Annotated in this window: 10 protein-coding genes; 4 read left to right on the top strand and 6 right to left on the bottom strand. The window is 74.3% G+C overall.

What is annotated here, in order from left to right; genetic code table 11:
• Positions 1 to 332: 332 nt before the first annotated feature.
• Together ABT122_RS31460 and ABT122_RS31455 are read right to left on the bottom strand one after the other, a co-directional pair.
• Complete coding sequence (locus tag ABT122_RS31460) at positions 333 to 1,694, bottom strand: phosphomannomutase/phosphoglucomutase (protein ID WP_351559215.1); 1,362 nt, start codon at positions 1,692 to 1,694, stop codon at positions 333 to 335.
• 52 nt (positions 1,695 to 1,746) lie between these two features.
• Positions 1,747 to 2,175: a metallopeptidase family protein gene (locus ABT122_RS31455; protein WP_351559213.1), complete on the bottom strand. Its 429-nt coding sequence runs from the start codon at positions 2,173 to 2,175 to the stop codon at positions 1,747 to 1,749.
• A gap of 292 nt (positions 2,176 to 2,467) precedes the next feature.
• On the opposite strand from ABT122_RS31455, the gene ABT122_RS31450 reads away from it, so the two are divergent.
• Positions 2,468 to 2,899 (top strand): DUF3499 domain-containing protein, encoded by a 432-nt coding sequence (locus ABT122_RS31450; RefSeq protein ID WP_351559211.1) that lies wholly within the window; start codon positions 2,468 to 2,470, stop codon positions 2,897 to 2,899.
• 154 nt (positions 2,900 to 3,053) lie between these two features.
• Here ABT122_RS31450 and ABT122_RS31445 read toward each other — a convergent pair whose 3' ends face one another.
• The 3 genes from ABT122_RS31445 to ABT122_RS31435 form a co-directional block, all read right to left on the bottom strand.
• Positions 3,054 to 4,583 carry a DUF5719 family protein gene (locus ABT122_RS31445; RefSeq protein ID WP_351559209.1) on the bottom strand — a complete coding sequence of 510 codons (1,530 nt, stop codon included), beginning with the start codon at positions 4,581 to 4,583 and terminating at the stop codon, positions 3,054 to 3,056.
• A complete protein-coding gene (locus ABT122_RS31440; protein WP_351559207.1) occupies positions 4,580 to 8,374 on the bottom strand; it encodes a glycosyltransferase in 3,795 nt (1,264 codons plus the stop codon). The genes ABT122_RS31445 and ABT122_RS31440 overlap by 4 nt, the downstream gene beginning before the upstream one ends.
• Positions 8,375 to 8,779: 405 nt before the next feature.
• Positions 8,780 to 9,043, bottom strand: a complete 264-nt coding sequence (locus ABT122_RS31435; RefSeq protein ID WP_006348971.1) for a WhiB family transcriptional regulator — start codon at positions 9,041 to 9,043, stop codon at positions 8,780 to 8,782.
• Between the two features lie 775 nt (positions 9,044 to 9,818).
• Between ABT122_RS31435 and ABT122_RS31430 the strand changes: the two genes are divergently transcribed.
• The 3 genes from ABT122_RS31430 (at position 9,819) to ABT122_RS31420 (ending at position 12,760) form a co-directional block, all read left to right on the top strand.
• Positions 9,819 to 10,334 (top strand): cysteine dioxygenase, encoded by a 516-nt coding sequence (locus tag ABT122_RS31430; protein ID WP_351559205.1) that lies wholly within the window; start codon positions 9,819 to 9,821, stop codon positions 10,332 to 10,334.
• A 105-nt stretch (positions 10,335 to 10,439) separates the two neighbouring features.
• Positions 10,440 to 11,396, top strand: coding sequence for a 2-phospho-L-lactate transferase (gene cofD, locus ABT122_RS31425; protein ID WP_351559203.1), 957 nt, complete (start codon positions 10,440 to 10,442; stop codon positions 11,394 to 11,396).
• A complete protein-coding gene (locus tag ABT122_RS31420; RefSeq protein ID WP_351559201.1) occupies positions 11,393 to 12,760 on the top strand; it encodes a coenzyme F420-0:L-glutamate ligase in 1,368 nt (455 codons plus the stop codon). Before cofD ends, ABT122_RS31420 begins: the two co-directional genes overlap by 4 nt.
• A gap of 33 nt (positions 12,761 to 12,793) precedes the next feature.
• Here the strand turns inward: ABT122_RS31420 and ABT122_RS31415 are convergent, their stop codons facing one another.
• Entirely contained in the window at positions 12,794 to 13,726 is a 933-nt protein-coding gene (locus ABT122_RS31415) for a DNA-3-methyladenine glycosylase family protein (protein WP_351559199.1), read from the bottom strand.
• Between the last annotated feature and the right edge of the window lie 305 nt (positions 13,727 to 14,031).

The following is a 14,031-nucleotide window of genomic DNA, read 5'->3' as shown; positions in this document are numbered from 1 at the left end:
GGTCGTCGGGGGCCAGCCCCCGAACCCCCGCGCCTCAAACGCCGGCGGGGCTGGGTGAGCGGTGCGCCATGGACGCCGGCGGGGCTGAGATGGGTGAGGGGTGCGCATTGGGTGCCGGTGGGGGTGAAGAGGGCACGGGCTGAGGGGTGGCGGCTCCTTGGGTGGCGGTTGAGCTGGGGATGTGGCTGGGGTTTCCCCGGGGGAGGGCAGGAGGGGGGTGGGCCTTTTCGGGCAGGGGAAGGGTGGCTTTGGGGGTGGAGAGGCGGAAAGGGGGCCGTTTTCCCCCACCGGCCGGCGGTGGGGGAAAACGGCCCCCTTCAGGGGCGGGAGGGTCAGGCGCGGACGAGGGTGAGGACCTCTTCGCGGATCGCGGCGAGGGTCTCCGCGTCGCGGGCCTCGATGTTGAGGCGGAGGAGGGGCTCGGTGTTGGACGGGCGGAGGTTGAACCACCACGAGTCGGTGGTGACCGTGAGGCCGTCCAGGTCGTCGAGGGTCACACCCGGGCGGGACGCGAAGGCCTCACGGACCGCCGCGGTGCGGCCCGTCTGGTCGTCGACCGTGGAGTTGATCTCGCCGGAGCCCTCGTAGCGGTCGTACTGGGCGACCAGCTCCGAGAGGGTGCCCTCCTGGGAGCCCAGCGCGGCCAGCACATGGAGGGCCGCCAGCATGCCGGTGTCCGCGTTCCAGAAGTCACGGAAGTAGTAGTGGGCCGAGTGCTCCCCGCCGAAGATCGCTCCCGTGCGGGCCATCTCCTCCTTGATGAAGGAGTGGCCGACCCTGGTCCGTACCGGCGAACCGCCCATCTCGCGCACCACCTCCGGCACCGACCAGGAGGTGATCAGGTTGTGGATCACCGTGCCGCCCGGGTGCTTCGCCAGTTCGCGGGCGGCGACCAGGGCGGTGATCGCGGACGGCGAGATCCCCTCGCCGCGCTCGTCGACCACGAAACAGCGGTCCGCGTCCCCGTCGAACGCGATCCCGAGATCCGCCTTCTCCGCGCGCACCCGCTCCTGGAGGTCGACGATGTTCGCCGGGTCCAGCGGGTTCGCCTCGTGGTTGGGGAAGGTGCCGTCCAGCTCGAAGTACATCGGCACGACGGTGATCGGCAGCGCCCCGAAGACCGTGGGGACCGTGTGGCCGCCCATGCCGTTGCCCGCGTCCACGACCACCTTCAGCGGGCGCATCGCCGACAGGTCCACCAGGGAGAGGAGGTGGGCCGCGTAGTCGGCGAGGGTGTCGCGCTCCGTCACCGTGCCGCGCTCGGCGGCCGGTTCGGGCGCGCCCTCGGCGGACCAGCGCTCGACCAGTGCCCGGATGTCGGCCAGGCCCGTGTCCTGGCCGACCGGCGCCGCGCCCGCCCGGCACATCTTGATGCCGTTGTACCGCGCCGGGTTGTGCGAGGCGGTGAACATCGCCCCCGGCAGTCCGAAGTGCCCCGACGCGAAGTAGAGCTGGTCCGTCGAGCAGAGCCCGATCAGGGTCACGTCGGCGCCGCGCGCCGCCGCGCCGCGCGCGAAGGCGCCGGAGAGGCCGGGCGACGAGGGCCGCATGTCATGGCCGATGACGATCGCGTCGGCGTCCGTCACCTGGACGAACGCCGCGCCGAACAGTTCGGCCAGCGTCTCGTCCCACTGATCCGGCACCACTCCGCGCACGTCGTACGCCTTCACGATCTGTGACAGATCAGCAGCCACGGGTCCAACCTTCCGATAAGTCTCTGCGGTCACCTCAAACTACCGGCACACCTCAGTCCTGGCCGTAGCGCGGGTCCACCGACTCGGGGGCGAGCCCCAGCAGCTCCGCCACCTGCTCCACCACGACCTCGTGGACCAGCGCCGCCCGCTCCTCGCGGTTCTTGGTGCGGATCTCCACCGGGCGCCGGTAGACCACGATCCGCGCCGGGCGCCCCTTCTCCGCCGACGCCGAACTGCCCAGCGGCACGGTCTCCTCCGGCGCGCCCGGGACGTCCATCACGAGGAAGTCGACATCGGCGAGCTGCGGCCAGCGCCGCTCCAGCCGCTCGACCGAGTCCTGCACCAGGTCGCCGAAGACCTCCGCGCGGCTCGCCGAGAGCGGTACCTGGGGCGGCGCGACCGGTCCGCGCATGCCCCGCCCGTGACGGTCGCGATGACGCGGCCTGGGCTCGCTCGGCTGGGGCGGTACGGGACTGTCCATCACTGACGCAGCGTAGCTCTCCGGGGCCCTCCCCCATCGGCTCCCCGCGCCAAAGCGCCGCCAAAACGGCCCCTCTCGGCGGCATGTCGCCAATTGAGCGTTCCGGCTGCCCTTGCGGCCGGTTCGGGGTAGAACCACGATCACCGGACGTACGGTGAATGACCTGATTTACCTCGCGTCCTGACCGAATCCGCTCCGACCGCCCCTCCCCAACTCCCCTTCATCCGCAGGTCAAAGCAGCCGCCCAGGGCCCTTGGAAGCGCCCGCGCGCACCACGACACGGTGGGGTGACGTGGGGGAGAGTCGTCGCAGCCCGCTCAAGAGTGCGGTACCGTCCAACGTCGTGAGCCCTGTACGTCGCTGTTCGCGCACCGCGTGCGGTCGACCTGCCGTCGCGACACTGACGTACGTCTATGCCGATTCGACCGCGGTCCTCGGCCCGCTCGCCACCTACGCCGAGCCCCACTGCTATGACCTGTGCGCCGAGCACAGTGAGCGGCTCACCGCGCCACGCGGCTGGGAGGTCGTCCGTCTCACCGACGGCTCGGCCCCGCCGCGCCCCAGCGGTGACGATCTGGAGGCCCTCGCCAACGCCGTTCGGGAGGCCGGGCGGCCACAGCAGGGCGGCAGAACAGCCGACCCGCAGAACGGACGGCGCGGGGCGGACCCCATGGAGGTGGCCCGCCGGGGTCATCTGCGGGTGCTCCGCTCCCCCGACAACTGACCGCGACCGGCGGCCGCCGGCGGCGCTCGGCGACCACCCGGGCGGCCCCCGACGGCGCTCGGCGGCCACGCGCGGTAACCGACGGCAGCCGGCGGAGCCCGGAGCAGGCACCGGGAGCCCGAGGCGGGAGCCGCGAGCCCGGAGCGGGAACCGCTCAGTCGTCGAGCACCGACAGGTCCTGCTCCGCCTCCGGCACCGACACCAGGCCCCGGTCGTCGGGCAGCGTCTGCACCGTGAACATCCGGACCCCGTCCTCCGGGAGCGCCAGCGTCCGCGCCGCGTGCACCGGACCGCCCAACTCCGTCTCCACCGTCAGCGCGTAGGAGCCCTTCAGCCCGTCCGGCACCGGTGCCGGGACCGCCAGGGTCGTGCGCGCCTTGACCTCGTACGTCTTCACGGTCCGCGCCCCGCCCTCCGTACCGGCCGACGCGGTCACCCGGACCCGGGCCGCCGCGCCCGGAGCGGTCAGGGAGAGCGTCGAGCCCTTCGACCGGTTGTCGGCGACCGACGAGCGTTCCCCCACCGGCCCGGTCGCCGGGATGAACGCGATCTCCTGCTCGTCGCCCTTGCCCCGCACGACCCGCAGCGCCGCCACCACCGGGGTCGCCCGGCCGGCCCGCTCGGGGCTGAGGATCAGCGAACCCGCCTCGCCCTTGGTGACATCGGCCAGCTCCAGGCCCGCCGTCATCCCCGACTTCACATGCAGGCTCTCGCCGCCGATCGGGACGATCCGGCCCGAGGGGCCCGCGAGTTCGACCTTCAGATCGGCGTCGCTGTCGCCGGGGGCGAAGGCCACCAGACGCACCGAGGTCGCGTCGGCCGGGATGCCCGGCAGCACCGCCGTGCCGGCGGGGTCGGCGGAAGGGGCGATCCAGTCGCTGCCCGCTTCGCTCTCGGCGGCGCGCACCACCGCGCCGACCCGGCCCGAGCGGGTGCTGACGTGCGCGGTGACATCGGGGGCCACCTCGGAGGTGAGGGTGGAGAGCAGGATCGGCACGCTGGAGCCGGCGGGCACCGGGATGCCCTCGGTGATGGTGGTCTTCAGCTCGCCCTTGGCGCCGAACAGCTCGATATCGGCGAGGGCGGGGGTGTCGTCCGGGTTGGTCAGATGGAGGTAGTCCTGGCGGTCCTCGGCGGTGGACGCGCCGGGGAGCCAGAAGTCGGTCCCCGGCGGGGTGCAGCTCACACCGAGCAGCCCGCGCGCGCTGCCCGCCGTGACCGCGGTGGTCTGCTGGACGGTCCAGCCGGGGGCGAGCCGCCCGGTGGCGAGACCCACCAGGGCCGGGGCGTCCTTGCCGCGCTCCTCGACGACCACGGGCCGGCCCGGCTCCTTCAGCGAGACCACGGACTTCCCCGCGGTGGACGGCCGGACCGGGGCCTTCTCGGAGGAGCGGCGCTCCGCCATCGCCGCGTTGGTGGACTTGAGTTCGGCGATGCCCTTCTCCCCCCCGGCCCCCTCGGCGCCCTCGCCGGCCGCCGGGGTGAAGGAGGTGTGCCGGGTCTCGGCGACCTCCGTGCTGCCCGCCGCCGGGCAGGCCAGGCTGGAGCGCTCCACGGGGAGCCGGGCGAGCGTCCCGGCCGCCGGGTCGGCCCGCCCGGTGTCCGGCGCGGTCAGCGAGGCGAGGCCGGTGATCGCGGCGAGGGCGGTGGCGGTGGCGAGCAGGGAGATGGTTGTGCGCTTCACTCTGAGTCGCCTCGGGGGGTCGCGTTGGGGTCCGTGGTACGGGGGTCGGGGTGGAGGTGGGGGCGCGTGGGGTCGTACGCGGGCGGATAGGGGTACGCCTCCGGGGCGGCGGCGCGGTGCGCGCCGTCGGCGTACGGGTCCTGGCTGTACTGCTCCCGGGCATAGGGCTCAGGGGTGTACTGCTCCGGGGTGTACGGCTCCGGGGTGTACGGCTCCGGCGCGGCCGGGGCGGCGCTCTCGTACGGGCCCGCGCCGTACGGGTCGGTCCCGCGCCGGTCGTCGGTGGCGTGAGTGCCGTCGGTGCCGTGACTGCCGTCCGTGCCGTACGGGCCGGTCTGCAGTGGTTGCCCGTGCGCTCCCTGGGCTCCCTGCTGTCCGTGGGTCCGCTCGCCCCCGTACCCGTCGCCGGGGTACGGAGCGGCGTACGGATCGGGGTACGCGCCCCCGTACGGGCCCGGCTCCTCCGGACCGCGCGCCGGGGCCCGGTCGTCCGCCCGCGCCTCCGCCGGGGGTTCCGCCGGGGGCTCCGCCTGGGCGCGCAGCCGCCGGGCCCTGCGGCCCTCCCCGTCGGCCGCCTGGGCCGGGATCGAGGCCGCGCCCGCACCGCCGGCCGCCTCGTCCGGCAGATCGTCGTCGTTCTGCGCCCGGCGCCCCGGCAGGGCGAGCACGACCAGCACCAGGGCGAGGAGCGCCTGGCCCCAGATCCACACCGAGTGCCCGGTGGGGTTCTCGTACGTCAGAGCCAGCCTGCCGCCCCCGGAGGGCAGTTCGAAGCCCTGCGCCCAGCCGTCGACGGTGGTCCGCTCCAGGGTTCGGCCGTCGAGCGTGGCCCGCCAGCCCTCGTCGGCGCGGTCGGCGATCCGCAGCACCCGGCCCTCGCCGCCGGCCGGGATCTCGGCGTGTGCCTCGACGGCGTCCGACTCGACCGGCAGCGGGTCGCCCTCGCCGCCGACGATCGTGGCGCGCGCCACCTGGCGGTCGACCCGCCAGAGGGAGCTGCCGTCGAGCTGGCTGAGGCGGCTCAGTCCGGGTGTCGAGTCCAGCACCCGGCTGGTCTGCCGCGGCGCTCCGTCGCGCAGCAGCACATAGCGGATCGCGAAGCCGCTGAGCTGGCTGCTCTGGTCGGCTCCGGAGCCGGCGACGAGATTGGCGACGATCTTGTCCAGCCGGGTGTCGCCCTCGCCGGCGGCGGCGAGTTCGGCGTCGCCGAGCCGCCCGCCGGAGCCCCTGAGCAGGGTGTACGGGACGGTGGCGGCGGAGGTGCCGCCGAGTACCAGGGTCCTGGGCTGGTCGCGGGTGTCGCTCTCCTCGGCGACGAACGCGGGCACCTGGACCGGGTCCCGGCGCTCCAGCGGGCCGCCGGCGCCGCCGGCCATCCAGCCGACGGCGGCGACGGCCGGGCCGAGCCCCGCGGCGACGGCGACGAGCACGGCGACGGGCTGGCGCCAGCCGAAGTTCTGCGCGCCGACGCGGGTGCGGCCCATCTCGGCGCCGAGCACGGCGGCGGCGAGCAGCGCGATGCCGTACACGAGGGTCGCGGGCCCGGCCCAGGTGGAGCGGTTGGCCAGGACCGCGAAGAGCAGTCCGGTGAGCGCGACGGCCCAGGCGGTGAGGATGGCGGCCCTGCGCTCGTCGCGCAGGAGCGCGGCCAGCGCGGCCAGCACGATCCCGATGAGGACGATCCCGCCGGTGGTGCCCGGTCCGCCGGGGCTGGTGCCCAGCAGATCGACCGCCGGCGCGCCCGCGCCGCCGATGTCGAGCCCGGCCTCCCGGAGGAAGGCGGCCGGGTCGGTCAGCAGAGTGAGCGACCAGGGCGCCAGGGCGAGCAGTGGGGTGCCGAGGGCGGCCAGGAAGCGGAGCGCGTACGCCATGAGGTCGCCCCGGCGCAGCACCAGCACGCCGACGCCCAGGACGGCCGCGACCGGCCAGACGACCGGGGTGAACGCGGTGGCGAGGGTGAGGAGGAGGGCGTAGGTCCAGGTGGCGCGCCAGCTGCCGCGGCCGGGGCGGTGCAGTCCGTGGGCGGAGACGGCGGCGCGGGCGACGAGGGGCAGCAGGATCGCGAGGACGGCCGTGCCCAGCCGCCCGGTGGCGAGCGCTCCGGTGGCGGCGGGCAGGAAGGCGTACGCGATGCTCGCCCAGGCCCGCAGCAGCCGGGAGGCGACCAGGGGCCGGGAGGCGAAGTAGGCGGTGAGGCCGGCGAGCGGGACCGAGCAGACGAGCAGCACGGTGAGCGCGGTGCCGGTGGAGCCGAGGAAGAGCCAGGACAGGGCGGCCAGCACACCGAGGTAGGGGGGTGCGTTCTGGGTGCCGCCGGTGCCGATGGGGTGCCAGTTGTCCGCGTACCGGGCCCAGAGGTCGGAGACCTCGGCGGGGACGGGGAGCAGGGCGCCGCCGGCGAGTGAGCCGCCGCCGAAGAGATCGCGGCAGGCGATCAGGGAGACCAGCAGGAGCAGGCCGAAGAGGACGGGTGCCGGTTTGCGGCCGATCTTCTTCAGCCGGGCGAACTGCTCGATCTCCAGATAGTCGGCGTCGTCGCCGCCGGGTCCGGATTCGACGGCGCCGCCGTGCCGGGAGCCCGTCGCGTCGGCGTCGTCGCCCGCGCCGAAGTGGCCGGCGACCTGTTCGACGGTGGCGCGGACGGTGGCGCCCGGCGGCGGGAAGAGGGGGCGCAGTTCGCTCGCCGCCGCGGTGCGGTCGGCGGAGCGCCTGCGCCGTCCGGCGATGACGCGCTCGGGGCGCAGCAGAACGCCGAGGGCGCCCATGACCTCGTCGACGGCCTGTCCCGGGGCCTTGCCGACGAGGTAGGCGAGGGTGCGCAGGACGGTGCCGAGGAGGATGCGCAGGAGGACGTACGGGAGGGCCGCGCCGCGGGCGTTGGTGAGCAGGGTGTAGATCGCGCCGGCCTTGTCGACCCGGTGGGGGTTGACGACGGAGCGGCCCGCGCAGTCGACCGTGCGGCGCTCGCGGGCGGCGGCCTCGGCGTGCCGCAGTACGGCGTCGGGGGCGACGAGGACGCGGTGGCCGGCGGCGTGGGCACGCCAGCACAGGTCGACGTCGTCGCGCATCAGGGGCAGCCGGCGGTCGAAGCCGCCGAGCTGTTCGAAGACCTCGCGGCGGATGAGCATGCCGGCGGAGGAGACGGAGAGGACGCTGCGGATCTGGTCGTGCTGGCCCTGGTCCTGCTCGCGGCGGTCGAGTCCGGTCCAGCGGCGTCCGCTGTTGGCGATGGAGACGCCGGCTTCGAGGAGTTGCTTGCGGTCGTACCAGCCGCGCAGCTTGGGGCCCACGATCGCGGCGTGATCGTCGGAGTCGGCGACGCGCAGCAGCTCGGCGAGGGCGTCGGGCTCGGGCGCGCTGTCGTCGTGGAGGAGCCAGAGCCACTGCACCGGTTCGCCGTGGGGCAGTTCGGGCAGCTCGTGGGCGTGGTCGTGCCAGGTTCTGGTGACGGGGTCCCAGCTGCTGGGGCGCTTGAGATAGGGGAGGTCGTCGGGGGTGAGGACGCCCGCGGTGCGCACGGCCTCGTCGACGGCGGCGCCGAATCCGGTGCGGCGGGCGAGGTGCAGTACGCGGCCGGTGCCGAGGGCTTCGGTGAGCAGCCGCGCGGACTCGTCGGCGCTGCCGGTGTCGGCGGCGACGGCGTTCTGCACGGGGCGTTCCTGGCCGAGGAGTCCGGCGAGGGCGTCGGGGAGCCAGCGCGCGCCGTCGTGGGAGACGAGTACGGCGGTGACGACGTGCCGCGGGAACTCCGGGGGCTGTGCTGGGGAGTACGCGGCGGTGGTGGGGGACATCGAGGTACGGGCCCTCCGGCCGAGGTCGCCCTTTCGGGGGGCGCTGAAGCGTCTGGGACGGGGCCCCACACTAACGGTAGGGAAAGGTGCCGGGGTGACGAAGCGGGGTGGTGGGGCGGGGTGGGCGCGGGGCGCGCCGGACCCGAACCGGAGAGGAATCCGGGCAGACCGGGCAGGGGGTCCGTGCGGAGGAGGGGGTCCGCGCGGAGGAGGGGCGGCGCGGAGGAGGGGCGGCGGGGTCAGGGTCGGCGGGGTCAGGGTCGGGGGAGAGCGGGCGGGCGGGGGCCGGGGGCCGGGGGCCGGGCAGCGAAACGGTCCGCCGGCTGCGCTGTGCCGCAGCCGGCGGACCGTGGTCGGTGCGCCGGATTCGTCTCTCCGGTCTGATCCTGGATATCCGTTCGGTTTTCAGACGGCGGCCTTCTTCAGTCGTCGCCGTTCGCGCTCGGACAGTCCGCCCCAGATTCCGAATCGCTCATCGTTGGCCAGTGCGTACTCAAGGCATTCCGAGCGGACTTCACAGGCCAGGCATACTTTTTTCGCCTCGCGTGTGGAGCCGCCCTTTTCAGGGAAGAAGGACTCGGGATCGGTCTGGGCGCACAACGCGCGCTCCTGCCAGCCGATTTCGTCGTCCGCGTCCTCGACCAGCAGTTGTTCGAACAGCTCGGTCATGTGCGCCCCTCGTCTGTCTCTGCGTCCCCGTGATGTTGCCGTGATCGCGTGATCGATTTCGGCCAAACGACACGAGTGAAATTACAAGTGCGCCGATCCGGGCCAGTCAAGCCGGGATCTGCTATTGGGCCCGGTATTCACTCTGCGGAACCAAGGCTATGCGGAAAGTGTTCAAATCACCAAAAAGGTGACACATGCCGGTGGCCTGCTCCACGCCCTCGCGTCCCCCCTTCTCATGAGTGAAGACGACACAGGGTTCGATCTTGTTGCGATCCGGCCAGTGAAGCGATCCGGATCACAGTCCGGTCACGCGGCGTTCGGATGGGCAGCCGGGCGGGACCAGGCACGGTTGCTGCGCCTTGTCTCCGCTGTACCGGCTGAGCAAACCTTTCTCCGGATTCCGTAACCGTATGAGGTGAAACATTGCCGCCAAACCGGTCATTGAGTTGACATCAAAGACCCCCACCCGTCACCTTGGGTGGCATGTCAGCGACCTCAGCATCTTTTGCGACCCCCGTCCGCGGGTTCCGCTGTGCTGTCCAGGCGCGCTGTTGCTGTTCCAGCTGTTGATGCCGTCGACGCCGTAGCGCTCCGGCCTTCACCCCGCTCTCCGCTCCACAGCTCTCCGCCCCCGCGTTCCCGTGGGCACACGGCCCGCCACCGGAGCCGTGTGTGCGGCCTCCCGCCCCGGATGCCGTACGGCCCGAGGCTCCCGCTCTCCCGCACCCGCGCCCCGTCCGCACTGCTCGTTCTCCGCCGAGGAACCACCGCACCCATGAACAGCGACAGCGACCTCCAGATCGCCGGCGACATCCTCGCCGTGCAGCACCTCCTCCAGCCCGCCGCCGAACACCCCGCGACCGTCGCCGACTTCGCCGGCCTGGCCCGCTCCATCGCCGGCGACCGGGCCCGATGGGCCCCGCTGGTCCGGTACGACGCCGCCAGCCGCTGGTACCACCGGCTCGACACCGGCCCCGGCTACGAGGTGTGGCTGCTGTCGTGGGTGCCCGGCCAGGGCACCGGGCTCCACGGCCACGGGGACTCCGCCGGGGTGCTCACGCTCCTCGAAGGACGGCTCACCGAACGCACCGGGCGGGGCGCACGGGAGCTCACCGCGGGCGCGCAGCGGGTGTTCGCGCCGGGGTACGAGCACGAGGTGGTCAACGACTCGCTCGAACCGGCGGTGTCGCTGCACATCTACTACCCGGGGCTGACGGAGATGCCGATGCGGCCGGGGGCGGCCGTGCCCGCGATGGCGCACGCGCGGTGCCAGGGCGCCGTACCCGCCTGAGCCCGGCCACCACCCCACAGACGATCAGGCTCCGCCCGACAGCCCCACCCGTCGCCCGGCCACCACCCCACAGACGATCAGGCTCCGCCTGACACACTGACATCCATGCGCATTGTGGTTCTGGCCGGCGGCATCGGCGGCGCCCGTTTTCTCCGCGGTCTTCTGAAGGCCGCGCCCGAAGCGGACGTCACGGTGATCGGGAACACCGGTGACGACATCCATCTGTTCGGACTGAAGATCTGCCCCGACCTCGACACGGTGATGTACACCCTCGGCGGCGGCATAAACGAGGAGCAGGGCTGGGGGCGTACGGACGAGAGCTTCCGGGTCAAGGAGGAGCTGGCCGCCTACGGTGTGGGCCCGGAGTGGTTCGGTCTCGGAGACCGGGACTTCGCGACCCATATCGTCCGCACCCAGATGCTCTCCGCGGGCTACCCGCTCAGCGCCGTGACCGAGGCGCTCTGCACCCGCTGGAACCCGGGCGTACGGCTGCTGCCGATGTCCGACGACCGCGTCGAGACCCATGTCGCGGTGGAGCTGGACGGGGAGCGGAAGGTCATCCACTTCCAGGAGTACTGGGTGCGGCTGCGGGCCTCGGTGCCCGCCGAGGCCGTGGTGCCCGTCGGCGCCGACCAGGCGAAACCCGCGCCCGGGGTGCTGGAGGCCATCGCCGCCGCCGATGTGATCCTCTTCCCGCCGTCCAACCCGGTCGTCAGCGTGGGCACCATCCTCGCGGTCCCGGGCATCCGCGAGGCGATCGCCGAGGCCGGGGTCCCGGTGGTGGGGCTCTCCCCCATCGTCGGGAACGCGCCGGTGCGCGGGATGGCCGACAAGGTGCTCACCGCCGTGGGAGTGGAGGCGACAGCCTCGGCGGTCGCCTCGCACTACGGCTCGGGGCTGCTCGACGGCTGGCTGGTCGACACGGTGGACGCGGCGGCCGTCGCCGAGGTCGAGGGAGCGGGAATCCGCTGCCGGGCGGTCCCGCTGCTGATGACGGACGCGGACGCGGCGGCGGAGATGGCGCGGCAGGCGCTCGCGCTGGCCGAGGAGGTCCGGGGATGACACCGCCGTACGGAACAGGGGAACGGACCGCGGCCGGCGCGGCTCCCGAGGGAGCCGGGCCCCCGGAGGCCGGGGCTCCGGCGTTCTCGGTCCGGGCCGTGACCGGGCTTCCCGAGGTGCGGGCGGGCGACGATCTCGCCGGGCTGATCGCCGCCGCCGGGCCGGAGCTGGCCGACGGGGACATTCTGCTGGTCACCTCGAAGATCGTGAGCAAGGCGGAGGGGCGGATCGTCACCGCCGACGACCGTGAGGCCGCCATAGACGCCGAGACCGTGCGGGTGGTGGCGCGGCGCGGGCCGCTGCGGATCGTCGAGAACCGGCAGGGGCTGGTGATGGCGGCGGCCGGAGTCGACGCCTCCAACACTCCGGCCGGGACGGTGCTGCTGCTGCCGCTCGACCCCGACGCGTCGGCGCGGGCGATCCGCGCGGGGCTGCGGGAGGCCCTCGGCGTGGAGGTCGGGGTGATCGTCACCGACACCTTCGGGCGGCCCTGGCGCGCCGGGCTGACCGATGTCGCGATCGGGGCGGCGGGCGTGCGGGTCCTGGACGATCTGCGCGGCGGGACGGACTCCCACGGGAATCCGCTGAGCGCGACCGTGATCGCCACCGCCGATGAGCTGGCCGCGGCCGGCGATCTGGTCAAGGGCAAGTGCTCCGGGCTGCCGGTCGCCGTGGTGCGCGGTCTCGCCCACCTGGTGGGGGGCGACGACGACGCCCGCGCGCTGGTGCGGGACGCGGCCGATGACATGTTCCGGCTCGGTACGTCGGAGGCGGTACGGGAGGCGGTGACCCAGCGGCGCACGGTGCGGGAGTTCACCGACCAGCCGGTCGATCCGGCGGCGGTGCGCAGGGCGGTCGCGGCGGCGGTGACCGCGCCCGCGCCGCACCACACCACGCCGTGGCGGTTCGTCCTGCTGGAGTCCGCCGCCGCCCGCGCCGGGCTGCTCGACGCGATGCGGGACGCCTGGATCGCGGATCTGCGGCGCGACGGGAAGTCGGAGGAGTCGATCGCCAAGCGGGTGCGCCGGGGGGAGGTGCTGCGCCGGGCCCCGTATCTGGTGGTCCCCTGCATGGTGATGGAGGGCTCCCACCACTACGGGCACGAGCGCCGGGACGCCGCCGAGCGCGAGATGTTCGTGGTCGCCACGGGAGCCGGAGTGCAGAACTTCCTGGTGGCGCTCGCCGGGGAGCGGCTGGGCTCGGCGTGGGTCTCGTCCACGATGTTCTGCCGCGAGGTCGTCCGCGAGGTGCTGGGGCTGCCCGGGGAGTGGGACCCGATGGGGGCGGTGGCCGTGGGGCACGCGGCGGCGGTGCCGAAGCAGCGGCCGGTCCGGGAGGCGTCGGCGTTCATCGAGGTCCGTTAGCGCCCGGCCGGGTCCCGGCCGCTCCGGGGGTGGTCAGAGCCGCCCGATGTCGACCCGGTACATCCGGGGGGCGCGGCGGGGCGGGACGCGGCCGCTGAGCAGGATGAGACGGGCGGCGCGGTGGCGCTGGCCCGCGTACGGGGCGAGGAGTTCGAGCATCGCCGTGTCGTCGGCGTCCCGGTCGCCCGCGAGGGCGTAGCCGACGATGCCCGGCAGATGGAGATCGCCGGTGGTGACGGCGTCGGGGGCGCCGTGGCTGCGCTGGACCGTCTCGGCGGAGGTCCAGGGGCCGATGCCGGGGATCAGTTCCAGGCGGGCCCTGGCCTGTTCCGGCTCCATGTCCGCGGCCTCCTCCATCCGGCGGGCGGCCCGCGCCGCGCGGATGACGGTGGCGGCGCGCTTGTCGTCGACGCCCGCGCGGTGCCACTCCCAGGAGGGGATGAGGGTCCAGGTGCGGGGCTCGGGGACCACATGCATCCCGGGGGCCGGGCCGGGGGCGGGCTCGCCGTACTTCCGCACCAGGAGCCGCCAGGCGCGGTAGGCCTCGTCCGTGGTGACCTTCTGCTCCAGGACGGAGGGGATCAGGGACTCCAGGACCAGTCCGGTGCGGGTGAGGCGCAGGCCGGGGCGGTGGTGGCGGGCGTGGGCGACGGCGCGGTGGCGCGGGGTGAGGGCGCCGGGGTCGTCCCCGGCGCCGAGGAGCGCGGGGAGGGTGTCCAGGAGCCAGGCGGCGCCGGGGCCCCAGGCGCGTGCCTCCACCCTGCCGTCCCGTGCGGTGATCCGGAGCGTGCCCGGGCCGTCCGGGGTCCGGGCGGTCCGCCAGAAGGCGCCGTCCGGGGTGGCCCGGTAGGTGGGGTCGGCGGGGCCCCGGCGGAGGGGGGTGAGGGTGAGGGGGAGGGTGGTGGGGGCGGGGGGTGTCCAGGTGCGGGTGGGTGCTGTGGGGGGTGGGGTGGGGGTGCCTGGCACGGGAGGGGTCCTTGGGGAGGGGGGTGGCTCTTCCGAGGGTAACCGTGCGGGCTCCCGCCGGTCCCGCCCGCGCCACCCCCACCCGGCACTCACGGGCCGGCCGCCGCGCCCCGGGCGACCCGGGCGAACCCGGGCCGACGGGGGGCCTCCCGGAGGCAGCTCTGGGGAAGCTTGGGGACGGCCCCCGCGCGACAGGTGCCCGCATGGTGCGGGCAACGGGGGGGGGGGGGGCCCCCCCCCCCCCCCCCCCCCAAACCCCGGGGGGGGGGGGGGGGGGGCAATGGGGGTAAAGGCCGGGGGGGAGA

Origin of the sequence: Streptomyces sp. NPDC001985, from assembly GCF_040296845.1 — a bacterium.
Lineage (GTDB): Bacteria > Actinomycetota > Actinomycetes > Streptomycetales > Streptomycetaceae > Streptomyces.
Note: the sequence above shows the minus strand (reverse complement) of the source record. Positions and strands in the feature narration are given on the sequence as shown.

Coding starts and splice junctions, on each gene's coding strand:
- ABT122_RS31455 (WP_351559213.1), bottom strand. CDS start 2,175: ATGGACAGTCCCGTACCGCCCCAGCCGAGCGAGCCCAGGCCGCGTCAT.
- ABT122_RS31440 (WP_351559207.1), bottom strand. CDS start 8,374: ATGTCCCCCACCACCGCCGCGTACTCCCCAGCACAGCCCCCGGAGTTC.
- ABT122_RS31435 (WP_006348971.1), bottom strand. CDS start 9,043: ATGACCGAGCTGTTCGAACAACTGCTGGTCGAGGACGCGGACGACGAA.
- ABT122_RS31430 (WP_351559205.1), top strand. CDS start 9,819: ATGAACAGCGACAGCGACCTCCAGATCGCCGGCGACATCCTCGCCGTG.
- cofD (WP_351559203.1), top strand. CDS start 10,440: ATGCGCATTGTGGTTCTGGCCGGCGGCATCGGCGGCGCCCGTTTTCTC.
- ABT122_RS31420 (WP_351559201.1), top strand. CDS start 11,393: ATGACACCGCCGTACGGAACAGGGGAACGGACCGCGGCCGGCGCGGCT.